The sequence below is a fragment of the Enterococcus quebecensis genome, from assembly GCF_001730365.1.
GTDB lineage: Bacteria > Bacillota > Bacilli > Lactobacillales > Enterococcaceae > Enterococcus_L > Enterococcus_L quebecensis.
In genome coordinates this window covers 1-22,325 of record NZ_MIKB01000018.1, presented here as the reverse complement: position 1 = coordinate 22,325, position 22,325 = coordinate 1, and the positions used below count along the sequence as shown (strand labels likewise).

Genomic DNA, 22,325 nt, shown 5'->3' with positions numbered 1-22,325 from the left:
CTAGAATATCTACATTCTGCTCAAAAGATTTACAGTCATCAAAAAGACAGCATTTATAACAATTATATTACTCATAGATATTTATATCAAACTTAACATATTATTGATTTTAAATTTTTTTATTTTAGTCTTTATTTACCAACAACAAAACATATCAATATGCCGAATTCTGATTTTATTGCGCAAAAAAAGAACCCTCAACTAATCAAGAGTTCTTAACTTACCTATTCGCCTAAATCAACGTTATGATACACTTTTTGAACATCATCAAGCTCTTCTAAAACATCGATCATTTTTTCAAATTTTTCTAAATCTTCTCCATCCAACTCTACATCATTTTGAGCAATCATTTCTAACTCTGCTACTGAAAATTCTTCGATGCCTTTTTCTTTCATGGCTTCTTGAACAGCATGTAAATCTTCTGGTTCTGTATAAACAATGATTTGCCCTTCTTCTTCGGTAACATCACGAACATCAATGTCTTTTTCCATTAAATATTCAAGGATTTCATCTGCATCATCTCCTGCAAAACCGATAACGCCAGTATGATCGAACATATAGGCTACAGCTCCACTGACACCCATATTTCCTCCATTTTTACCAAAAGCAGCACGAACATCAGAAGCTGTACGGTTTACGTTATTAGTCAATGCATCGACAATAACCATTGATCCATTTGGTCCAAAGCCTTCGTAACGTAGCTCTGAATACTGTTCATCGCCAGAACCCTTCGCTTTTTCGATTGCTCGATCGATGATATGTTTTGGTACATTGTATGTTTTTGCGCGCTCGATAACAAATCTTAATTTCTGATTTGCTTGAGGGTCAGGATCACCCGATTTCGCTGCTACGTAAATTTCAATTCCGAATTTTGCATAAACTCGGCTGTTATTTGCGTCTTTGGCAGCTTTTTTCTCTTTAATATTTGCCCACTTACGACCCATATTCTCACTTCGCTTTCATTCATTATTATTTTTTGTTTATAGTGCCTTTCTCATTATACTTGGCAAATGAACTTTTGTTAAGTGTTTTTTGCTTTTAAGACAATCGAATCGGAAAACGTCCAAAACTTTGCTCTAAAATAGTTTCATTTCCTAACTGATAGATTTGATTGCTGCGAATATCTAAAGCTAATTGCGTACTTACACTCTTCGACACCTTTGTTATCATTGGTAACTCAATCGTCTTTTTCTTCTCTCGTAAAAACCGTTGACCTTGGTCAGTAAAACCTAAAACCTGTAAATGACTGTGATGCCAATTTTTTTCTACTTCCTCTTGTTTTACATTATTTAAAATATAAGTAGCTAGTCGTTGAAGACGTGTCCAAGTATATCTTTTGGTTTTCGCTTTTTCCATGAATGCTAAAAAAGTCTCCGAAGTTTTGGCAGCTTCTTGCAGACGATATTCGATTCCTTCTTTCATCTGATAGATTTCTTGCAATTCTGCTATTGAACTACTAATCAATTTATATTTTAATAATAACCAATAATCTTCCCACGATACCTTCGGTGTATTTACTAGATCTAAAACCACTTCTTCTGGCAGCACTTGTTTAATTTGATCCAATGCCCCTGAAAAAACAGCTTTTCTAATCGCAGTAGCACTAGCGAATTCTTTATGTATTTTTAGATCATGATAACCTGCTTGCTCTCTTTTTAGAGGATAGAGACTCATTGGCTTTTCATAACTAGCATTCTCTTTAGCATAGCTCAACCCTAGAATATGGTTTGGCGAAGAAAAATCTAAAGCAGTCTCTGGATATATTTGACGAAAAACTTCCGTCATTTGTTGCGGATAGCTCATGCCATTGTTTTTGATTTTCTGATAAGTTTGATTAATTTCTGCCTGATGTTCTTTTACATAAGAACCAAATTTTTCATAAGACATATCCCCTTGGTTATCCGTACCAAAACACAGCGAATCACAATGCATGGATTGCAACAGCTTAATCCCGCCTTTAGCAAAATAATCAGCTGATTGAACCGCATATGCAAACGGTAATTCAATCACTAAATCTACCCCATGCTTCAGCGCTTCTTCAGCACGTGTCCATTTATCAATAATTGCGGGCTCTCCTCTTTGCAAAAAATTTCCACTCATTACAGCTATTACAACATCTGCTCCACTCATTTCGCGAGCCATTTTAGCGTGATACTGATGTCCATTATGAAAAGGATTATATTCAACAATAATGCCGCAGCTTTTCATCTGTATTCTCCTTGTCTGAAACATTTCTATTAGAATTCCATCATACCATTTTTGTTTTATTACTGAAACAAAATAAAAATGAGTGGCATAAACTCTAAATAGTTTTGCGCCACTCACTTTTGGGGTCTCTTCTGCTATTTCTGACAAACGAAAAACCAGCGATGACTTTTTTCGGTTGGTGCCTCATCAGTAAAATCCGCATAGACTTTAACATCCATAAAACCAGCACTTTCCAACATCATCAAATAATTTTCCATTGTGTATGTTCGTTCTTGATGCAGTTCATCTTGTCGGATGAATACTTCATCATTTTCATGTTCTTTCACAAAAAAAGTTAAAAAATGCTCAATACTATGTTCTTTTTTACCAGCATAGCTATCCCACAAAAAGGCAAATTCTTCTGTTTGGTAATGATAACTATACTCTGGAAATACTTTGTCTATTTGATAGGTCGAATGAACATCAAAGATAAAAACACCATCATCTTCTAATGCTTGATAAACATCATCAAATACTTGCTGTACTTCTTGACGATTTGCCATATAGCAAAGTGAATCAGAAAAACAAGTAATCGCATGATACTGTCCCATTTCCGATAAATCCATCATATTTCCTTGGACAAACTGAACATGAACATCCTCTTCAGCAGCTCTTTTGCTAGCCATCATCAGCATTTCTTCTGATAAATCTAGTGCTGTAACAGTAAATCCTGCTTTTGCAAAATTTACAGCTAAAGCTCCAGTACCACAAGCCATTTCTAAAACATCTTTTTTCCCTTCTGGTAAGTGACGTTTTGAAAATTGGAGCCATTGATCATACAAACTATCATCCATTACTTCATCATAAACAAAAGCAAATGTTTCATAAGCCATATTACTCGACCCAAGCGTGTAGATCGATCATTGGAGCATCTGACCAAAGTTTTTCTAAGTTGTAGAATGCACGTTCAGATGATTGGAATACATGAACAATGATATCGCCTAAATCGATCAGTACCCATTTTCCCGCATCTTTTCCTTCGATTCGCTTCACTTCTATTTTTGCTTCTTCTTCTTTTTCAATAATTTCTTCTACGATGGCATTAATTTGACGCTCACTCGTTGCTTGGCAAATCATAAAGTAATCTGCTAAAAGTGATATTTCACGCACATCTAATGCGACAATTTCCTCTGCTCTTTTTGAATCGGCTGCTTTTACAGCGATTTCTAAAATCTGTTGACTATCTATGATGGTTTCCTCCCATTATTTAATTAAAATTTTTTTATTCAAATGCCTAACTTTTCAAAGAACTAAATGCTGAGTTCAGCTCTTCTTTAATCCTACCTCATAAACTAGCACTTCAAAAAAAGATGTATTCTGTTAATGACAAATAGCATCACTAATGGTATTCCATATTTTTGTATCTGTGCCAAACGAGTTCAATCAACTTTTCCTACTACCCAATAATTGTATGTCTCAATCGTCTTAGGATAAATTTTTTGTTCTTGTTCAATTAAATGCTGAAGGGTATGTTTGGTTTCATATGCAACTGCTTCATCTAGGTCAATTAATGCAATTTCCCGAGCTTCTTTCACTCCTGGGAAATTTCTACCTGGTTCGATATAATCAGCAACATAAATAATTTTATCAAGTAAACTCATTTTTGCAGCTCCCGTGGTATGCAAACGAATCGCCTCTAAAATTTCTTCATCCTCTATACCAAGCTCTCTTTGAACCATGCTAGCCCCAACCAGGCCATGCCAAATGGCATTACCATAATTCAGTAAATCCTGATCATAGCCATCTCGCTTGATGATCAACTCGAATTCTTCATCTGGTCGCTCTTTGGCATAATCGTGAGTCAATGCCGCAATACTTGCTTTTTCTTCTGATTCACCATATTTCGCAGCAAGAGCAATCGCCATCTTCTCTACACCTAATACATGTGCAAAACGTCGTTCACTCATATGCATCTGGACTTCTTGCATCAATTCTTCACGCTTAAACGTTGTATATTTCCCGCTAAAATCCATCCACATATAACTCCTTCTTTTCTATATAGTGTATCACACTATCTGGCAATAAGTAGCGTGTAGAACAACCATTTTTTATTTTTTCCCGAATTAATGTTGAACTGATATCCATTTGCGGAACATCCACCCAAATAATCGGATAAGGTGTAACCGTTCCATAATTTGGACGACGAATACCAACAAAATTTGTCAAAGTCAATAACTCATCAATCTTGTTCCACTTTGGTAAATATTCTACCATGTCGCCGCCAATGATAAAATAATAATCTGTATCTGGATTATTTTGAGTTAAAGCTTTCATTGTATCATAGGTATAACTTTTTCCTTTACGGAATAACTCAATTGGTTCCACAGCTAAATTTGGATTATTGGCAATCGCTAATTCAAGCATTGCCAAACGATCTTTACTATTAATAGTCTTTTTTTCATCTACATGAGGCGGTAAATAAGTAGGCATCAAATAGACTTTATCCAACCCAAGCTGCTGTTGTACTTGATCAGCCATCACTAAATGAGCCACATGAACCGGATTAAAATTCCCACCTAAAATTCCTACTTGTTTACGCTTTGGAAAAAGCTCAGCTTCTTCTACAATTACTTCTGCTTTTAACGTTGCATTCGTATTTGTCCTCATTTTCTTACCTCCAAGTTTTAAATAGCTTTAACTTCTTTAGAGATTTTTTGATATTTTTCGTTAGATGATGGTTTGAATAAAACTAGTACACGTCCGATAATCTGAACAATATCACAATGGATATCTGCTTTCAATGCTACTGCTACATCTTCAGCAATTTCATCGGTATTTTGTAATAAGGTCACTTTGATTAGTTCACGTTTTTCTAATGCTTCATTGATCTGTACGACCATAGCATCATTTAAACCGCCTTTACCAATTTGAAAAATTGGTTGTAAATGGTGAGCTTCACTGCGTAAATAACGCTTTTGTTTTCCTCTTAAATCCACTAATTTTCCTTCTCTCTATTCTCACTTGTTATTAAATCAAGGCTTTTCTTCTTAAAACATCCACACCTTTTGGTGCCCAACCAGCAACTACACAAGGTTCAGTTACAGTGATCCAGCCAAGGCCTGCAAAGACAATATCAGTTTTTTCTTTGATAGAAAATTCAAACCGAACTAATTCTGGAAACTCTGCTACTTCATCTGGACGAGGCGGTTGCAACAACCCACCAACATGTTTTTCATAAAATGAATCTGCTGTTGCTAATTTGGTTCGATGAATCGATAAGTCATTTGAAACATACGCAATAAATGAGCTGCGCTCCCCCTGAATAAAATCAAAACGAGCTAAACCACCTAAAAATAGCGTTTGTTCAGGATTCAACTGATAAACTTTTGGTTTGATCTCCTTTTGAGGCGCAATAATCTTCAAGTCTTTTTTGCCAAGATAATGAGCCATTTGGTGACGATGAATAATTCCCGGCGTGTCAATCAAGAAATGACCGTCGTCTAATGGAATTTCTATTTTATCTAATGTCGTCCCTGGAAACTGAGAAGTTGTGATCACATCTTGAACACCAGCTGTCTGTTTGATGATTTGATTAATCAATGTCGATTTACCAACATTCGTCACACCAACAACATAAACATCTTTACCTTCACGATATTTTTCGATTGTTTCAAGTAAGTTTTCCATTTCCTGAGGCTTCTTAGCACTAGTTAATAAAACATCTACTGGGCGTAATCCTTCTTCATGAGCACGCTCTCTCATCCATTGGATCATCTTTGGTTTCTTCAATGATTTTGGTAGAATATCTACTTTGTTTCCCACCATTAAAACAGGATTATCTCCAATAAAACGATGTAGTCCAGGAATTAAGGATCCGTTAAAATCAAAAATATCAATAACATTTACGATCAAGGCATCCTCGCGACCTAGTTCATTCAATAAACGTAAAAAATCATCATCTGTTAAGTGTACGTCTTGAATATCATTGTAATGTCTTAAACGAAAACAACGTTGGCAATAAACCTCACCTGTCTCCATCCCTCTTTCAAAAGCAGCCTTAGGTGTATACCCTAGTTCATTCGGCTGTTCTGTTTGAATGACTGCACCACAGCCGATGCAATGAATTACTTCATTCTCACTCATTCTAGTCCGCCTTTCCATATCATATCTGGATGTTTTTTCGCTAAATGTTTCATAATTTTCCGTTCAAAAAAACGATTAATTCTTGTATTCCATCCATCAGTGTCAACGATTGGACGAACTAAAATATTTCTAATTCCAGCCGCATTCGCTCCACGGATATCAGTCATGATCTGATCTCCCACCATTACTAATTCTTCTGGTTTCATTTTTAGTTTCTTTTCAGCTTCCCTAAACCCTCTAGTTGACGGCTTTAAAGCTCTAGAAACATACTCTAGTTCAAATTTTTCTACTGCTCGTTTAATACGGCTGGATTTATTATTTGAAACAACTACAACTGGAATTCCGGCATTCTTCATTTCCAGAATCCATGTCAATAATTCCTCAGTCCCGTCTGGATTATCCCAAGCAATCAAAGTATTGTCCAAATCGGTCAACACTGCTTTGATTCCTAATTTTTTTAGCTGGGTAGGTGTGATTTTGTAGATCGCATCCACCATCCAAGTTGGTTTAAATTTTGAAAACATGTTTTCTCCTTACTAATAAAATAGGAGCACTAAAAAGTCCTCCAATGTATTATTTGCTTCTTGATTATACGCTATTTTTGATAAAATTTCATCTATTTATTTGTTTAGCTCTCATAATCACAACTAAAGACTTTTCATACTGAAATACATCATTAAAAAAAGAATAAAAAATAGAGAAGAAAATCATCCGTCGATAATTTTCTCCTCTATTTTTATTCTGTTTAATCGTAATTTTGAAGACTTAAAACAGTCACATAGTGTTTTAAATCACACATACTAAAAACAACTAATTTGACGATTTTATTTAACTATTTAATCAGACTGTCATTGACGAAGAAATAATCCACTGCAACATGAGGATTTGATTTCTCTACATAAAACAGAATAAACGCGCTCTCATCTAAAATTTTTGATACATTGATCAAGGAAAGGTCAAAACCAATCTTGTTTAGTGTTACTGGTTGTACATTATGAACTCCTGTCCCCTTGATATCTACCTCGCCGATTCTTAATTCATACTTTTGACTTGGTTTAATAGAAGTCAGAATTATTATATTCCCTTTGTAGTCTTTTAATGCATTTGTTTGTTGGATTTCTTCTTTCTTAAATTCAGAAATATGCGACGCCGGAAAAACGATTTCACTTTTCGTTGATTGTTTTACCGTTGTTGCTTCCACAGACGTTCCTTGAGTAAAGGTACTAAAGAATAATATCCCCATAAAAGTTCCTAAAATAGCCATTTTTTTCATATCTTACTTCCTCCATTAAATTATTAAAGTCTGGATAGTCATACCAAACTCTCAACTTTATAGTAACAAATATAATTAATAAAAAAAGGGCTATCAACGCTTTGTAACAGTAGTTTAAACGTTTTAAAATGTATGAAATTTATATCTATATTTTCTTTTGATTTTATTGTATTTTGGGAGATATATTTTATTACCTTTGTAAATATATAGAGACTTTCATCGTTTTTAATTAAGAAAAATAAAAATAGGAACAAAGCAGCACTCTGCCTGTTCCATATTTCTATTGATTCTATCTTTATTTTTGACTAGCTTTAAAATTTTCGGAATCTTTGGTAACGTTCTTCCAATAATTTTTCAGTATCCAACTTAGAGAGCTCAGATAATTGGCTAATAAGCGCTTTTTGAATCATTCGATTAATTTTAAGTTGTTCAAGGGCTTCTCCGTTCATCTCTTCTGGAATCACCCGATCAATGATCGTTAACTCTTTTAATTCTGTGGCTGTGATTTTCATTAGTTCAGCCGCTTCTTTTGCACGGCTGCCATCTTTCCACAATATTGAAGCAAAGCCTTCTGGTGAAAGTACAGCATAAATGGTATGCTCCAACATCCAAACTTCATCTGCTACTGCAAGTGCCAACGCACCACCACTTCCGCCCTCACCGATAATGATTGCAATAATGGGTACCCGTAAGTCAGACATTTCCAGTAGATTTCTAGCAATCGCTTCTCCTTCACCACGTTCTTCCGCTTCAATCCCGCAATAGGCTCCTGCTGTATTGATAAACGTAATGACTGGACGACCAAATTTTTCTGCTTGTTTCATCAAACGTAAAGCTTTACGATACCCCTCAGGGTGAGGAGCTCCAAAATTGCGTTCGATATTTTCAGGCAAATTACGCCCTTTTTGAATACCAACAACTGTCACGGGTTTTTCCTCTAACGTTGCAATACCTCCGACAATCGCTAAATCATCACCAAAATAACGATCACCATGAAACTCCAAAAAATCATCAAAGATAGCATCGATATATTCCAAAGTAGTATAACGATCCTGTGCTCTAGCAAGGGTGACAATATCATTGGCTGTTTTTTCCATATCTATTTCCACCCTTTCATAGTATGAATTTCCACTAATTTGCTAAGTGTTTCCCGCAACTGATTTCTAGGAACAATTTTATCCACAAAACCATGATCTAGTAAAAACTCTGCTTTTTGAAAATCATCTGGTAATTCTTGGCGAATCGTTTGCTCAATCACCCTGCGTCCAGCAAAACCAATTAAACTTTGCGGTTCAGCTAAAATAACATCGCCGTCCATTGCAAAACTTGCAGTGACTCCACCGGTTGTTGGATCAGTCAATACTGTTACATACAGTAACCCAGCTTTACTATGACGTTTAAGAGCACCAGAGATTTTTGCCATCTGCATCAGAGAAAAAATCCCCTCCTGCATTCTTGCACCGCCTGATGCCGTAAAGATGATAACAGGTAATTGCTGTTCTGTTGCTCGTTCAAATAAACGAGTGATCTTCTCACCAACCACAGTTCCCATACTTCCCATAATAAAATTAGCATCCATCACACCAATACCAATATCTTGACCATTGATTTTAGCTTTTCCAGTCAAAATAGCCTCGTGTAATTCTGTTTTTTCTTGCATTATTGTAATTTTATCCAAATAACCTGGGAAATTTAATGGATCTTTAGTAACTATATCTGTGTCCCATTCTTCAAAACTTTTCTCATCTACCGTCAAGGCAAGACGTTCCCAGGCACCGATTCTAAAACTATAGCCACAATACGGACAAACTTTTTCTGCCCCCATGTCTTTTGTATAAAGTGTACGTTTACAACAAGGACATTTTGCCCACATGTTATCAGGAACAGCAGGTTTTTTCACAGAAGATTGGTCGACTGAGCGATTCGGATTAATTCGAATGTAGTTTTTCTTTTTAAATAAAGCCATACTCCTGCTCCTTTTTAGTTATCGCTATCTGGTTCCCAATTTGGTAAAAACGTTTCTTGTAGAAAGCTAGTATCATACTCACCAGCCAACACATTTTCATGAGTGATCAAATCCAACTGAAATTCTGCATTTGTGATAATTCCATCAGTCACGATCTCATTTAATGCCCTTTGCATCTTCATTAGTGCATCCATACGGTCGTTGCCATGAACAATCACCTTAGCTATCATCGAATCATAGTAAGGCGGAATCGTATAACCCGAGTACATCCCACTATCCACTCTTAATCCCATACCTCCACTTGGAAGCAACAGGTTTTTGATTTTTCCTGGAGAAGGAGCAAAATTAAACGCAGGATTTTCAGCATTGATCCGACATTCGATTGCATGCCCTGTAATCACGACATCGTCTTGTGTATAAGGTAACTCTTCACCAGAAGCAATTTTTAGTTGTGCTTTGACAAGATCAATTCCTGTCACCATTTCTGTAACAGGATGTTCTACTTGAATTCGAGTATTCATTTCCATAAAATAAAATTCTCCAGATTGATCCATCAAAAATTCAATTGTTCCAGCATTTTCATAATTAACAGCTTTAGCCGCACGTACTGCTGTTTCTCCCAGCAACTGACGTTTCTCTGGAGAAATTGCAATTGATGGAGATTCTTCAAGAACTTTTTGATTATTTCTTTGCAGTGAACAATCTCGCTCACCCAGATGGATTACATGACCATACTGATCACCTAAAATCTGTACTTCAATATGACGTGCTGGATAGATGATTTTTTCTAAATACATGTCATCATTACCAAACGCTGCTTTTGCCTCTTGTTGAGCTGAGGTAAAATGTTGCGGTAATTCATCCTTGCTTAACACCTTACGAATCCCTTTACCACCACCACCAGCAGCAGCTTTTAACATGACTGGATAGCCGATTTTATCAGCAATTTCTAGCGCTTCTTCAATAGTTCCAATCACACCAGTACTCCCTGGAATAACTGGTACATTCGCTTTTTGCATCAGTTCACGAGCATTAATTTTATTGCCCATCGCATCAATTGTTTCAGCCTTAGGACCAATGAATGTAATATTACATTCTTCACACATCGCAGCAAATTGGCTATTTTCTGATAAGAAACCAAATCCTGGGTGGATCGCTTCAGCGTTTGTTACGATAGCGGCGCTTAACACATTCTGAACATTTAAATAAGAATCGGCTGCTTTAGCAGGACCAATACAAATGGCTTCATCTGCAAGTTGTGTGTGTAATGCTTCTTTATCTGCTTCAGAATACACTGCAACTGTCTGTACTCCCAATTCACGACATGCCCGAATAATTCGAACAGCGATTTCTCCTCGATTTGCAATTAAAACTTTTGAAAACATAGCTCACCTATCCAATCATAAAGGTCAATTCTGCTTCCGCTACTTTTTTTCCATTCACAGTTGCAGTTCCTTTGCCAATACCGGCTATTGATTTTACTTTCTTAATTTCTACTTCTAACACTAAAGTATCACCTGGAACAACTTTTTGTCTAAATTTGGCTTTGTCTATGCCACCAAAATAAGCCGTCTTACCCTTAAAATTCGGCATAGACAATAATGCTACAGCCCCTGCTTGAGCCAAAGCTTCAAGTATTAAAACCCCAGGCATAACAGGTTCCCCTGGAAAATGGCCCTGGAAAAAAGGTTCATTGATCGTAACATTTTTCTTTGCAATAACTTTTTCTCCAACAACGATCTCTTCCACTGTATCTAGCAATAAGAAAGGATAACGATGAGGAATAATTTCTTTGATCTCTTGAATATTCATCTTTACACTCCTTTTGATACGCGGAACAGTGGTTGATTGTATTCAACAACATCTTCATTTTGTATCAATATTTCGGTAATGACCCCGTCCACTGTTGAAGTGATCTCATTCATAAGTTTCATTGCTTCAACAATACAAACGACCTCTCCTTTTTTCACTGAGTCGCCAACCTGTTTAAAGTTTTCTTTATCAGGTGCTGGTTTTAAGTAAACGACACCCACAATTGGAGATATGATCTCTTCTGTATTTTCTGGTTTTGCTTCAACATTTACACTATCATTTGCCATCCCTTTATCAGTAGTGGTTTGAATCGTTTCTTTTGATGATTCTTGGACAGCTGCAACAGTTTCCGTTGTTTGTTTTGATTCATTGGATACGTTTTTTTGTGTTACTTTATTTTTATTCATATAAAGACCAAACGAACCTTCTTTAAGATCAAATTCTGTTAGTGTCGATTGATCGAATTGTGTTAATAATTCCTTCACTTCGTTGATATTCATCTTAATCCTCCCAGCGTTTTAAGCAAAGTACTGCATTATGACCACCAAAGCCGAAAGAATTTGTTAGAGCATAATCAAATTCATGTTTTTGACTTTCATTTGTGACAATATCTATTTCAATGGCTTCATCAAGTTGTTCCACATTGATAGTCGGCGGAATAAATTGGTGTTGTAAAGCATTTAATGTAGCAATTGCTTCGATCCCACCAGTTGCTCCTAATGCATGTCCAGTCATACTTTTCGTACTACTCACACGAACATCCTTTGATGCTTCTCCTAATGCAGTTTGAATTGCTTTAGTCTCTGCAACATCATTTGATGGCGTGCTTGTTCCATGAGCGTTGATATATCCTACTTTTGATGGATCGATTTCGGCTTCTTCAATAGCTAGTTGCATAGCTTTAGCAGCACCACTTCCGTCAGGTCTAGGTGAAGTCATATGATAAGCATCACAGTTTGCACCATAACCAACGATTTCTCCTAAAATCTTAGCACCTCTTTTTTGAGCATGCTCTAAAGATTCCAGAACTAAAATACCAGCACCTTCTCCCATCACAAATCCACTGCGATCTTTATCAAATGGAATTGATCCTCTATTTGGATCTGCTTCTGAAGTCACGGCAGTCAATGAAGCAAATCCTGCAATCCCTATTTCAGTAACGGAAGCCTCTGTTCCTCCAGCTAAAAGTACATCTGAATAGCCATGCTTGATATTTCTAAATGCTTCACCAATAGAATTATTTGCTGTAGCACAAGCTGTTACTGTAGCAGAACAAATACCTCTTGCTCCCACACGCAAAGCAATATTTCCGGCTGCCATATTTCCAATAGCCATCGGTATAAACAAAGGAGCTACTCTTTTAGGCCCTTTTTCATGCATCCGAATTACTTGATCTTGAATTGTTTGGAGTCCACCAATACCAGAACCTACCATGACACCAAACCGATCAGCATCAATTTGCTCACTATCTAAACGACTCATCTCCATAGCTTCCAAAGCTGCATAAATGCCAAAAAGAGAGAATAAATCCATTCGTTTGGCATCTTTTTTTACAAAGTACTTATCAAAAGGAAAATCCTTTACTTCTGCCCCTAATGTGATACCAGTCTCACTTGCATCAAACTTAGTAATTGGTCCAATCCCATTTTTTCCTGTTTGTAAACTTTCTAAAAATGTCTCTGCATCATTCCCAATTGGAGATGCTACACCATAACCTGTAATAACTACGCGATTCATTCCTATTGCTCCTTTCAAGCTTTTTGATTACCCTTGCATTACTAAACCGCCATCCACATTTAAGACTTGTCCTGTGATGTATGGACTTTTTGCCAAAAAGATCGCTGTATCGGCAACGTCTTCCACTTGACCAAATCTTTGTAATGGAATTTGCTGGTTCATTTGTTCTTTCACTTTATCTGATAAAACCTCAGTCATTTCTGTTTCAATAAATCCTGGTGCGATTGCATTACAAGTGATGCCGCGTGCAGCTACTTCTCTTGCCACAGATTTTGTTAAACCAATGACCCCAGCTTTACTTGCAGCATAATTTGCTTGACCGATATTCCCCATCAAACCAACAACACTAGACATATTGATAATTCTGCCGCTACGTTGTTTCATCATTCGTTTGATTGCATGCTGAGTCATATTGAATGTGCCAGTCAAATTGATTTGAATGCAACGAGTAAAATCGTCTTCTGACATTCTCAATAAGAGTTTATCATTAGTAATTCCTGCATTATTAACTAGAATATCAATTGAACCTAAACCCTCAACGACTGCCTTAATCATATTTTCAGCAGAATCAAAACTAGCAATATCTCCAGATACACCAATACATTTCACACCAAAAGATTCTATTTCTGTGATTTGTTCAGCAGTAATTTCACCACGCCCATTTAATGCAACATTGGCACCTTCTTTAGCAAAAGCCAAGGCAACAGCTTTCCCTATTCCTCGTGTACTGCCTGTAACAAGTACGTTTTTTCCTTTTAAGTCCATTCTTTACCTCCCGTTTAATAATGCTTCGGTTTCAGATAATGTTTTTTCATCTTCCACACGAGCTGTTTTTATTTCTTTATCAATCTTCTTGATAAAACCAGTCAATGTTTTTCCTGGTCCAACTTCTATAATTACATCAACATTCATTTTTTTGATTGTTTCGATACTGTCAGCAAAACGAACAGCAGACATCACTTGTTTTTCTAATAAGCTTTTGATTTCTGTTTGTTCCATTACTTGCGCAGTAGTATTACTAATTACAGGAATCGTCATTTCTGTAAAATTTATTTTCTCTAGTTCAATCGCTAATTTTTCGGAAGCAGGATTTAATAACGCCGTATGGAAAGGACCACTGACGTTCAATGGAATCATCCGTTTCACACCAGCCTCAGTTAACAGCTCCACTGCTTTATCAACTGCAGGTGTTTCTCCGCCAATCACAATTTGTTGAGGTGTATTATAGTTTGCAGGTGAAACAATTCCAAAAGCACTCGCTTCTTTACAGCACTCTTCGATCAAGGAACGGTCAGCATTCATTACTGCAACCATTTTCCCTGTCCCAGTTGGTGCAGCTTCAGCCATAAACTTCCCTCTTTTTGCGACTAACTGAACAGCTTCTTTGAATGAAATTGCTCCGCTAGCGACAAGTGCACTATATTCTCCCAAGCTAAGACCAGCTACAATATTTGGTTGATAACCTTTTTGTTGTAACAGGCGATAAAAGGCAATGCTGACTGTTAAAATAGCCGGTTGTGTATACATCGTTTCGTTAAGTCGGTCATTTTCAGTAAAACAGAGTTCTGCCATGTCATACCCTAAAACATCACTTGCTTCTTGGAATGTCTCTCGAACAATTTCCTCTTGATCAAATAATTCTTTACCCATGCCAAAATACTGGGCACCTTGTCCGCTAAATACAAAAGCTGTCTTCATTTCTTTACTCCTTACTTTAAAAGCTGAACGAGCTCGTTTAGTCTCGTCTGAAAAATAAAAAAACATGAATGTGACGCCTTTGGTCACAAGCAGATTTCATCTTTTTTCCGAGAGACAGCTCATAAAGCTAGATACTTTAAAAGTCGAATATATTTACAAGTCAGTAAGAATACAATTTATGTTATACCCACTGACTACATATAGCTGTCATGATTTCTTTTGTTTCAATAATATAAGATTCAATAATTTCTTTTGCTGTTTCTTCTTTTTTTATAAGACCTGCTATTTGCCCAGCCATAATGGAACCGTGATTTACATCCCCTTCGACTACAGCTTTACGCAAAGCACCTTGTCCTAGTTTTTCAAATTTTTCAAGATCAGGCTCATCGTTTCTCATTTCGACTTGTTCTAACCGGTCATATTCCTGGGTCAATTTATTTTTGATTGCTCGTACAGGATGCCCAAAATGCTGACATGTAACAGTCGTATCAATATCTCTTGCTTGGATAATTCTGGCTTTGTAGTTTTCATGTACTGTACATTCTTTGGCAACTAAAAATCGTGTGCCTACCTGAACACCGTCTGCCCCCAACATTAAAGCAGCAGCCATTCCTCTCCCATCACCAATACCGCCAGCAGCAATCACTGGAATCGACAGTGCGTCTACAACTTGCGGCACAATACTCATGGTTGTTAGCTTACCAATATGTCCCCCAGCTTCCATACCTTCAACAATAACAGCATCTGCTCCGATTTTTTCCATACGGATACCTAATGCAACAGATGGTATCACTGGAATCACTTTAATGTTATGTTCTTTAAAACGAGCCATGTGTTTACTTGGATTGCCTGCTCCAGTTGTAACTACTGGAACATTTTCTTCGCAAACCAAATCCACAATATCCTGTGCAAATGGTGAAAGTAACATAATGTTGACCCCGAATGGTTTATCAGTGATTTCTTTGATTTTTTTGATTTCAGCCTGAACAACTTCTCGTGGTGCATTACCACCTGCAATAATTCCTAAACCGCCAGCTTCTGACACTGCTCCCGCTAAAGAAGCATCTGCAATCCAAGCCATTCCCCCTTGAAAAATAGGGTACTTAATTCCCAACAACGTACATATTTTTGATTGCATAAATGACTTCCTTCGAATAAATAGAATAATTAATTAAAAAAGAGCTGGAACAAAACTCTATAAGTTTAGTACCAGCCTTTCTAATTCCAACGAACGGTGCGAAAAAAGCTAGACCCTTCAGCAATTGTTGAGAGTTGCATAGAGTCTTGCTCATCCAACTTTATAGTTTACCTAATCGCTTTAATTATTCTGCTTTTTGTTTTTCTACATATGTTACTAGGTCTTGAACCGTAGTGATTCCATCTTCAGATTCAATTTTAATATCGAAAGCATCTTCGATTTCATTGATGATTTGGAATAAATCTAAGCTATCCGCATCTAACTCTTCTTGGATGTTTGTTGTTAATTTTACTTCCTCAGGTTCTTTACCTAATTCTTCTACAATAATTGCTTGAATTTTTTCGAATACCATGTGTATATTCCTCCAATAATTTTCTATTTTAATTTATATAGTCACAGTTTTTACAGCGTTAAGAGGATTGACCCCCACGTTAAACCGCCGCCGTAACCTGTTAACACAATTTTTTGTTTGGAGCCTAATTGAAGCACTCCTTTTTCTATTGCCTCATCTAATAATAACGGGATACTTGCACCAGAGGTATTACCATTATGTTCCATATTCGTTAAAAATTTTTCTCTTGGAACATTTATTTTTTTCGAAATTTTTTCGATGATTCGCTTATTTGCTTGATGCAATAACAAGTAATCCACTTCTTCTACGATTTCTTGAATATTATTCGTCACATCATTTAATGAAAAATCATAAATATCTCTGCCAATCATTTGTAGGTAACGAGAACTATGAGTTGTTGCTCCTTTGTAAAAAGGGCTCGTATTTTCTACATAACCAGAAGTTAATGATTTAGCTCTTTGTCCATCTGCCTGCAGTTTTTCTTTCAGGAAATGTTCTTCATCACTTGCTTCCAACAATACTCCAGCAGCTCCATCACCAAATAAAACAGCTGTACTACGATCGTTCCAATCAATGACTTTGGAAAGTGTCTCTCCACCGATCACCATGCCTAGCTTTTTCCCGGTACGAATCAATTTATCGCCCATACTTAATGCATAGACAAAACCAGTACAAGCAGCACTAATATCAAAAGCAAAAGCTTGAGTAGCAGAAATACTGCCTTGTACAAGACAAGCTACTGAAGGTGTTCCGTAATCTGGTGTCATAGTTGCTACAAGGATAAAGTCTAAATCTTCTGCTTTTTTCCCGGATTTTTCTAATAGTTTTTCAGCAACTTTGATACATAGGTCCGAAGTATTTTCATCGGTGACAATATTTCTTGATTGTATACCTGTTCGGCTAGAAATCCATTCATCTGAAGTATCCATCATAGTTGATAGTTGCTGATTGGATACTGCGTTTTCAGGAACATATCTGCTCGTACAAATTATCTTTGCATATTGGTTCATCTCGGTCCTCACCTTTTATTTATATTCCTTTAAGAAATCATGAAGATTTTTCAATGCCTTCAATAAAGCTTTTTCTTCTACTTTCTCCATGCCGCTCAAAATTCTTTTAACCATTTCTCGATGGAAATGCTGATGAACACGAAAAAGTAATTTTCCTTTTTTGGTCAATCCCAACTTGACTACTCGGCGATCATCTTCACTTCGTATACGCTCAACGTATCCTTTTTTCACAAGATTATTGATTGCTACAGTCAATGTTCCTACAGTGATTGCTAATTCTTTGGCAACTTCAGAAGAAGTCTTTTTTTTATACATGCCAATTGCTTCAATTGTATGCATTTCAGTAATGGATAAGTCATTAAATTGCGATTTCTTTAATTCAGATTCTTCAATTGTCAAAATATCATTAAAGACGCTGACGAGATAATCGTTGACTGTTTCTAAATTAGGTTCCATGTATGTGCACCATCCATATACTTTGATTATCAAATCATTTGATGTCCAAACTATATCGCAAATGAAAAAAGATTGCAAGTAAAATATTTAAATTTTAATTTTTGTTAAAGAAGAAATAACCGCCATTGATTGTTTTTTGTTAATAAAAAAAATTAATTTAGGCTGATTCTGCTGTATTATATCAAATAAATTTGACTGAGTTCATTGAATCTACTATAATCAATTTTAGTTTGATGATCAAAGGATTTTCGAAAATAAGAACCATTAACCTGTCTTTGAAGACAGAACAGAGACCTGTATCCATTAAGACTACTTAACAAAAGTTACTAAAAATATATGATTCTAAGTAAAAAAATCCTGTGGCGCACAAAATTGTACGCCACAGGATTTTTGATTATTGTCATTGATTTTGTTAAATACTTACTGAAATTTTTTAATTATTGAATTAAATCATAAATTTCCATTGCTACAATATCAATATTATCAAATTGGTAGCTTTGCTGAGAATCTGATTCTGTCAATTCAAATGTTTCAGTTGATTTATCATAGTTTACGATGCATTTTTCTACACCTTCGCGTTCAAAACGACGAACTTGAATTTCATTGTCTGTTGCTTCAGTCATTGCTTCAAGTCTTTTAATAATCGCCACAAGTTGTGAATGTTTCATAAATGGGCCTCCCTTTACAAACTAGTTCTGTACCATTGTATCAAAACATTGTCTTTCTTGCATGATATTTCGTCAATTTTTTTCATTTTTTTGCTGTTCTTTAATCTTTGGAAGTTGGCTGTTCTCCATCTTTCCACCACAGTTTGATTAATGCCTGAGTTCCATCGTTTTCAAACCCTTTATTAGCAAGCTTTTCATAGAGTTCTACGGCTAATTTAGTAGATGGTAAATCTAGCTGCATGTTCTCAGCTTCATCCAAAGCAATTTTTAAATCTTTTATAAAATGCTTTACAAAGAAACCAGGAGAATAGTCTTCTTTCAAAATTCTTGGGCTATAGTTGCTTAATGACCAGTTAGCAGCACTTCCACCAGACAAAGTTTCAATCACTTTATTCAAATCCAATCCAGCTTTATTACCATAAACCATCATCTCAGTCATTCCAGTCATAGTACCTGCTATCATGATTTGATTCGCCATTTTAGTATGCTGTCCCTTGCCTGCTGAGCCATGTAATGTAAATGTTTTTCCAAATGTCTTAAAGATCGGTAAAACTTTTTCATAAGCAGCTTGTTCACCACCCACCATGATCGTCAGCGTCCCGTTGGCAGCCCCTAAGTCCCCACCAGATACAGGAGCATCTAATGCAGTTCCACCCAATTTTTTTGCTTTCACAGCTATTTTTTCAGCTAGTGTTGGCGTACTTGTAGTTAAATCAACGATTATTTTATCCTCAATATCTTCTGTAAATATACCATTTTTATCAAAATAAATTTGCTCAACATCATTGGGAAAACCAACCATCGTAAAAATAATATCACTACTTTTCGTTATTTCAGCTGGTGTATCTTTCCAAACTGCTCCTTCTTTTATCAGTTCATGCGTCTTACTTTTTGTCCGATTATAAACATTCACATTTAACCCTTTTTTCATCATGTTTCTAACGATTGAGGCTCCCATTACACCTGTTCCAATAAATCCAATTTGCAGCATAGATATAGCCCTCCTATTTTTTCTGAAATAAAAAAACTTCTATTCCCAGTATAAACTAAGAATAGAAGTTTTACATTTATTTTCTTAAAGAAGTAAATTTGACTTTGATACGTTCAATGGAAGCTGCTGACTCTTTTTCTAATGTAAGTTGGTCATAGTATTTGATCATATCTTCATAAAACTCTATCATGACATTTCCAAAACGAGTTGCTGATATTTCAAAAAGTTTCTCTTTTAACACAGCTTCATCTGGTTTAATTCCCGATTCAACATAATCGATAAATGCTGGAGCAAAATCAGCATCTGTTTTAAACGTCCGGCCTAAGCTTTCATGATCAAATAAATTATTTAAATAAGCATTTCCTTCAATAACACAAGGGACACCCGAAGCCATTGCTTCAGTATAAGTTAACCCTTGGGTTTCAGAAGTAGAAGCACTGACAAAGTAATTAGCAGCTTTATAATAAATAGCCACTTGATCGTTAGGAACTTCACCAATAAACTGAATATTATTACTTATATCTAATTCTTCACCCAAACAGCGAAGCTTCTCAATATAAGGACCATCTCCTACAACAACTAAACGAGCATTTGGATAACGTTTAATAATAGCTGGTAAGCCTCTAATAATTGCTTGAATATTCTTTTCATATGAAATACGGCTCAATGATAATAACATCACATTATCATCTGTTAGACCCAATTCTTCACGTAGATTTTTTTTCATCTCCTCCGTGATATCAGGTCTTTCAAATTTTTTAATATCAATTCCGGTTGGAATAATTCTCATCGGAGCTGTTACTCCATACTCCTTTAATTTATCAATCACCCGTTCGCTAGGACAAACAACACCCGTTGTATGATTTGCAAAAAAACGAGAAAAATACTTCACATGTGTTGGACGTAAAACTTTCCCTTTTGCAATATAGTGCAAATAATCCTCATACATCGTATGATACGTATGGATCACTGGGATTTTAAGTTTTTTACCTACCATTTTACCTAATAAACCAGCACCAAACTCTGTATGGGTGTGAATCAAATCCAAGTCAAGTTCTTTAGCAATTAAATAAGCATACCACATACCACGTACTACAATTCGTCTATCTTTAAATGATACAAAAGGAACACTAGGCATTCGAATGACGTCCTCTTCAAACTCTTTTGCATTTGGATCAGTAGTTGTAAAGATATAAACTTGATGTCCCTTTTGCTCCAATTCTTCTTTAAGTGTTTTGATAGATGTTGCAACCCCACTAACTTGGGGAAAATATGTATCTGTAAAGAAACCAAATTTCACGATGTTCCCCTCCATTAATCCCTAATTTTCTAGATATACTTGTTTATTTTGTTTGCTATCTCCAGTTTTCAAAACCTTCTCATAAACCTCTTTTAGCTCATAACCAATTCTTCCAATGCTCTTCTCTTGTGCAACTTTGTAGCCTGCCTGACATGTATTTGGAAGGTTCTCTTGAACAAGTGATTTGATCAAATAATCAAATTCTTCATTGTTTTTCCCCATATAACAATTTACTTTATCTTCAAGCCAACCTTTGTATACTGGAATGTCTCTCACTAAAACCTGTTGTTTGCTAGCTAAAGCTTCTAATATGACAATCCCTTCTGTCTCCTCATAAGAAGGAAAGAAGAAAAGATCAGCTGCTGAATATGCGCCTTCAATTATATCTCCTTTAATGTAACCAGGAAATTCTACATTCATAGGATGATCTTCCTTGACAATCGTTCGAATCTTTCTAGGAATGGAATACATTGGTGTATGACCAAACCAGATAAAACGATACTCAGGAAATTTTCGGGCTAGTTCAACAAAATCAATGATTCCTTTTCTTTCAAAATACAAACCTACACAAATGATTACTTTTTGATTTTCTTTTATCTTAAAATACTCTCTAAACGCATTCTCTTTTTCTTCTGAATATTCAAATCGATTCAAATCGATTCCGTTGGAAATCGAAGAGATTGGAACTTTAATACCATACCCTTCTAATAGATCCTTGGAATAGGGAGTGGGCGTAATTAAATAATCAGCTTTAGAATACAAGCTAACTAAGTATTTCTTTACTAAAGGAGAAATCTGGTTCGAACCAATAAATGAATTTCTAAAATCTTCCTCAGTTGAATGGGCATGATAAATAACTTTTTTACCCATCTTTCTCGCTTTATTCACCATACTATGGCTATTGATCCCATAAGTATTAATATGTAAAATGTCATAATCTGTACAATCAGCATCTAGTGTATACTCAATTCCAACTTCAGAGAGTGCCCGCTTCTGGTGGTCTAATGCTCGTCCTATTCCTGACTTTGCTAACATTTTTTCACCTTCAAAATATAATAAAACCTTCACGTTGCCCCTCCTAACTTCTTTAAGTTATTATAACACAGCTCTAAGAACTCCGACTCAATCTTAAGACCTAGTTCAATAAACTTACAGATATTATATCAAAAAATAGCACAGGAAAGCCATTTTTCGATAAAATAGATCCTTTACATGACAAAAATGTTAGATAAAAATACTTAATTTTACCACTTGTTATCATTATTCCATTTTTTATTCATTCTATCAAATAATAAAGTTTTCTTTACTATTAAACTAAAAAAAGAACGAAAACTTATCTAGTCTTCGTTCTTTTACTCCGGCAGTAGGACTCGAACCTACGACATCATGATTAACAGTCATGCGCTACTACCAACTGAGCTATGCCGGAATAACAACTAGCGTGGCGACGTCCTACTCTCACAAAGGGAAACCCTTCACTACAATCGGCGCTAAGAAGCTTAACTTCTGTGTTCGGCATGGGAACAGGTGTATC

At 35.9% G+C, this 22,325-nt stretch carries 26 protein-coding genes, 1 tRNA gene and 1 rRNA gene; all 28 read right to left on the bottom strand.

Annotated features, from left to right (window positions below):
- Positions 1-224: 224 nt before the first annotated feature.
- Positions 225-944, bottom strand: coding sequence for a YebC/PmpR family DNA-binding transcriptional regulator (locus BCR23_RS13480; RefSeq protein ID WP_069636017.1), 720 nt, complete (start codon positions 942-944; stop codon positions 225-227).
- A 94-nt stretch (positions 945-1,038) separates the two neighbouring features.
- Positions 1,039-2,208: a nucleotidyltransferase gene (locus tag BCR23_RS13475; protein ID WP_069636016.1), complete on the bottom strand. Its 1,170-nt coding sequence runs from the start codon at positions 2,206-2,208 to the stop codon at positions 1,039-1,041.
- 134 nt (positions 2,209-2,342) lie between these two features.
- Positions 2,343-3,080, bottom strand: coding sequence for a class I SAM-dependent DNA methyltransferase (locus BCR23_RS13470; RefSeq protein ID WP_069636015.1), 738 nt, complete (start codon positions 3,078-3,080; stop codon positions 2,343-2,345).
- A gap of 1 nt (position 3,081) precedes the next feature.
- Positions 3,082-3,420, bottom strand: coding sequence for a ribosome silencing factor (gene rsfS / locus BCR23_RS13465; protein WP_069636014.1), 339 nt, complete (start codon positions 3,418-3,420; stop codon positions 3,082-3,084).
- A gap of 206 nt (positions 3,421-3,626) precedes the next feature.
- Positions 3,627-4,226 (bottom strand): bis(5'-nucleosyl)-tetraphosphatase (symmetrical) YqeK, encoded by a 600-nt coding sequence (gene yqeK / locus BCR23_RS13460; protein ID WP_205688508.1) that lies wholly within the window; start codon positions 4,224-4,226, stop codon positions 3,627-3,629.
- Positions 4,210-4,854 carry a nicotinate-nucleotide adenylyltransferase gene (locus BCR23_RS13455; protein ID WP_069636012.1) on the bottom strand — a complete coding sequence of 215 codons (645 nt, stop codon included), beginning with the start codon at positions 4,852-4,854 and terminating at the stop codon, positions 4,210-4,212. Before BCR23_RS13455 ends, yqeK begins: the two co-directional genes overlap by 17 nt.
- Positions 4,855-4,871: 17 nt before the next feature.
- Positions 4,872-5,183, bottom strand: coding sequence for a ribosome assembly RNA-binding protein YhbY (gene yhbY / locus BCR23_RS13450; protein WP_069636011.1), 312 nt, complete (start codon positions 5,181-5,183; stop codon positions 4,872-4,874).
- A gap of 31 nt (positions 5,184-5,214) precedes the next feature.
- Positions 5,215-6,330 carry a ribosome biogenesis GTPase YqeH gene (gene yqeH, locus BCR23_RS13445; RefSeq protein WP_069636010.1) on the bottom strand — a complete coding sequence of 372 codons (1,116 nt, stop codon included), beginning with the start codon at positions 6,328-6,330 and terminating at the stop codon, positions 5,215-5,217.
- The gene (locus BCR23_RS13440) at positions 6,327-6,854 is read right to left on the bottom strand and encodes a YqeG family HAD IIIA-type phosphatase (protein WP_069636009.1); all 528 of its coding nucleotides are present in this window, start codon (positions 6,852-6,854) and stop codon (positions 6,327-6,329) included. Before BCR23_RS13440 ends, yqeH begins: the two co-directional genes overlap by 4 nt.
- 308 nt (positions 6,855-7,162) lie before the next feature.
- On the bottom strand, positions 7,163-7,603 hold the full coding sequence (locus BCR23_RS13435; protein WP_069636008.1) for a hypothetical protein: 441 nt from the start codon (positions 7,601-7,603) through the stop codon (positions 7,163-7,165).
- A gap of 311 nt (positions 7,604-7,914) precedes the next feature.
- On the bottom strand, positions 7,915-8,700 hold the full coding sequence (locus BCR23_RS13430) for an acetyl-CoA carboxylase carboxyl transferase subunit alpha (protein WP_069636007.1): 786 nt from the start codon (positions 8,698-8,700) through the stop codon (positions 7,915-7,917).
- Between the two features lie 2 nt (positions 8,701-8,702).
- Positions 8,703-9,569, bottom strand: a complete 867-nt coding sequence (accD, locus tag BCR23_RS13425) for an acetyl-CoA carboxylase, carboxyltransferase subunit beta (protein WP_069636006.1) — start codon at positions 9,567-9,569, stop codon at positions 8,703-8,705.
- Between the two features lie 14 nt (positions 9,570-9,583).
- Complete coding sequence (locus tag BCR23_RS13420) at positions 9,584-10,954, bottom strand: acetyl-CoA carboxylase biotin carboxylase subunit (protein ID WP_069636005.1); 1,371 nt, start codon at positions 10,952-10,954, stop codon at positions 9,584-9,586.
- 7 nt (positions 10,955-10,961) lie between these two features.
- Positions 10,962-11,381, bottom strand: coding sequence for a 3-hydroxyacyl-ACP dehydratase FabZ (gene fabZ, locus BCR23_RS13415; RefSeq protein WP_069636004.1), 420 nt, complete (start codon positions 11,379-11,381; stop codon positions 10,962-10,964).
- Between the two features lie 2 nt (positions 11,382-11,383).
- Positions 11,384-11,881: an acetyl-CoA carboxylase biotin carboxyl carrier protein gene (gene accB, locus BCR23_RS13410; protein ID WP_069636003.1), complete on the bottom strand. Its 498-nt coding sequence runs from the start codon at positions 11,879-11,881 to the stop codon at positions 11,384-11,386.
- Between the two features lies 1 nt (position 11,882).
- Complete coding sequence (gene fabF / locus BCR23_RS13405) at positions 11,883-13,118, bottom strand: beta-ketoacyl-ACP synthase II (RefSeq protein ID WP_069636002.1); 1,236 nt, start codon at positions 13,116-13,118, stop codon at positions 11,883-11,885.
- Positions 13,119-13,145: 27 nt separating this feature from the next.
- The gene (fabG, locus tag BCR23_RS13400; RefSeq protein WP_069636001.1) at positions 13,146-13,883 is read right to left on the bottom strand and encodes a 3-oxoacyl-[acyl-carrier-protein] reductase; all 738 of its coding nucleotides are present in this window, start codon (positions 13,881-13,883) and stop codon (positions 13,146-13,148) included.
- 3 nt (positions 13,884-13,886) lie between these two features.
- Positions 13,887-14,816: an ACP S-malonyltransferase gene (fabD, locus tag BCR23_RS13395; protein WP_069636000.1), complete on the bottom strand. Its 930-nt coding sequence runs from the start codon at positions 14,814-14,816 to the stop codon at positions 13,887-13,889.
- A gap of 181 nt (positions 14,817-14,997) precedes the next feature.
- The gene (fabK, locus tag BCR23_RS13390; protein ID WP_069635999.1) at positions 14,998-15,954 is read right to left on the bottom strand and encodes an enoyl-[acyl-carrier-protein] reductase FabK; all 957 of its coding nucleotides are present in this window, start codon (positions 15,952-15,954) and stop codon (positions 14,998-15,000) included.
- Between the two features lie 184 nt (positions 15,955-16,138).
- The gene (locus tag BCR23_RS13385; protein ID WP_025873142.1) at positions 16,139-16,366 is read right to left on the bottom strand and encodes an acyl carrier protein; all 228 of its coding nucleotides are present in this window, start codon (positions 16,364-16,366) and stop codon (positions 16,139-16,141) included.
- A 50-nt stretch (positions 16,367-16,416) separates the two neighbouring features.
- Entirely contained in the window at positions 16,417-17,376 is a 960-nt protein-coding gene (locus BCR23_RS13380; RefSeq protein WP_069635998.1) for a beta-ketoacyl-ACP synthase III, read from the bottom strand.
- A 15-nt stretch (positions 17,377-17,391) separates the two neighbouring features.
- Complete coding sequence (gene fabT / locus BCR23_RS13375) at positions 17,392-17,832, bottom strand: fatty acid biosynthesis transcriptional regulator FabT (RefSeq protein ID WP_069635997.1); 441 nt, start codon at positions 17,830-17,832, stop codon at positions 17,392-17,394.
- Positions 17,833-18,269: 437 nt separating this feature from the next.
- A complete protein-coding gene (locus BCR23_RS13370) occupies positions 18,270-18,500 on the bottom strand; it encodes a YkuJ family protein (RefSeq protein ID WP_069635996.1) in 231 nt (76 codons plus the stop codon).
- Positions 18,501-18,600: 100 nt separating this feature from the next.
- Positions 18,601-19,491 (bottom strand): NAD(P)-dependent oxidoreductase, encoded by an 891-nt coding sequence (locus BCR23_RS13365; protein WP_069635995.1) that lies wholly within the window; start codon positions 19,489-19,491, stop codon positions 18,601-18,603.
- 76 nt (positions 19,492-19,567) lie between these two features.
- A complete protein-coding gene (locus BCR23_RS13360) occupies positions 19,568-20,791 on the bottom strand; it encodes a glycosyltransferase family 4 protein (protein WP_069635994.1) in 1,224 nt (407 codons plus the stop codon).
- A 21-nt stretch (positions 20,792-20,812) separates the two neighbouring features.
- The gene (locus tag BCR23_RS13355) at positions 20,813-21,859 is read right to left on the bottom strand and encodes an LTA glycolipid anchor biosynthesis glycosyltransferase, IagA/BgsA family (RefSeq protein WP_069635993.1); all 1,047 of its coding nucleotides are present in this window, start codon (positions 21,857-21,859) and stop codon (positions 20,813-20,815) included.
- Between the two features lie 287 nt (positions 21,860-22,146).
- Positions 22,147-22,220, bottom strand: a tRNA-Asn gene (locus tag BCR23_RS13350).
- A 10-nt stretch (positions 22,221-22,230) separates the two neighbouring features.
- Positions 22,231-22,325: ribosomal RNA gene (gene rrf / locus BCR23_RS13345) — 5S ribosomal RNA — on the bottom strand; the annotation flags it as partial.

Coding starts and splice junctions, on each gene's coding strand:
- BCR23_RS13480 (WP_069636017.1), bottom strand. CDS start 944: ATGGGTCGTAAGTGGGCAAATATTAAAGAGAAAAAAGCTGCCAAAGAC.
- BCR23_RS13475 (WP_069636016.1), bottom strand. CDS start 2,208: ATGAAAAGCTGCGGCATTATTGTTGAATATAATCCTTTTCATAATGGA.
- BCR23_RS13470 (WP_069636015.1), bottom strand. CDS start 3,080: ATGGCTTATGAAACATTTGCTTTTGTTTATGATGAAGTAATGGATGAT.
- yqeK (WP_205688508.1), bottom strand. CDS start 4,226: ATGTGGATGGATTTTAGCGGGAAATATACAACGTTTAAGCGTGAAGAA.
- BCR23_RS13455 (WP_069636012.1), bottom strand. CDS start 4,854: ATGAGGACAAATACGAATGCAACGTTAAAAGCAGAAGTAATTGTAGAA.
- yqeH (WP_069636010.1), bottom strand. CDS start 6,330: ATGAGTGAGAATGAAGTAATTCATTGCATCGGCTGTGGTGCAGTCATT.
- BCR23_RS13440 (WP_069636009.1), bottom strand. CDS start 6,854: ATGTTTTCAAAATTTAAACCAACTTGGATGGTGGATGCGATCTACAAA.
- BCR23_RS13435 (WP_069636008.1), bottom strand. CDS start 7,603: ATGAAAAAAATGGCTATTTTAGGAACTTTTATGGGGATATTATTCTTT.
- BCR23_RS13430 (WP_069636007.1), bottom strand. CDS start 8,700: ATGGAAAAAACAGCCAATGATATTGTCACCCTTGCTAGAGCACAGGAT.
- accD (WP_069636006.1), bottom strand. CDS start 9,569: ATGGCTTTATTTAAAAAGAAAAACTACATTCGAATTAATCCGAATCGC.
- BCR23_RS13420 (WP_069636005.1), bottom strand. CDS start 10,954: ATGTTTTCAAAAGTTTTAATTGCAAATCGAGGAGAAATCGCTGTTCGA.
- fabZ (WP_069636004.1), bottom strand. CDS start 11,381: ATGAATATTCAAGAGATCAAAGAAATTATTCCTCATCGTTATCCTTTC.
- accB (WP_069636003.1), bottom strand. CDS start 11,881: ATGAATATCAACGAAGTGAAGGAATTATTAACACAATTCGATCAATCG.
- fabF (WP_069636002.1), bottom strand. CDS start 13,118: ATGAATCGCGTAGTTATTACAGGTTATGGTGTAGCATCTCCAATTGGG.
- fabG (WP_069636001.1), bottom strand. CDS start 13,883: ATGGACTTAAAAGGAAAAAACGTACTTGTTACAGGCAGTACACGAGGA.
- fabD (WP_069636000.1), bottom strand. CDS start 14,816: ATGAAGACAGCTTTTGTATTTAGCGGACAAGGTGCCCAGTATTTTGGC.
- fabK (WP_069635999.1), bottom strand. CDS start 15,954: ATGCAATCAAAAATATGTACGTTGTTGGGAATTAAGTACCCTATTTTT.
- BCR23_RS13385 (WP_025873142.1), bottom strand. CDS start 16,366: ATGGTATTCGAAAAAATTCAAGCAATTATTGTAGAAGAATTAGGTAAA.
- BCR23_RS13380 (WP_069635998.1), bottom strand. CDS start 17,376: ATGAACCAATATGCAAAGATAATTTGTACGAGCAGATATGTTCCTGAA.
- fabT (WP_069635997.1), bottom strand. CDS start 17,832: ATGGAACCTAATTTAGAAACAGTCAACGATTATCTCGTCAGCGTCTTT.
- BCR23_RS13370 (WP_069635996.1), bottom strand. CDS start 18,500: ATGAAACATTCACAACTTGTGGCGATTATTAAAAGACTTGAAGCAATG.
- BCR23_RS13365 (WP_069635995.1), bottom strand. CDS start 19,491: ATGCTGCAAATTGGATTTATTGGAACAGGTGTAATGGGAGCCTCAATC.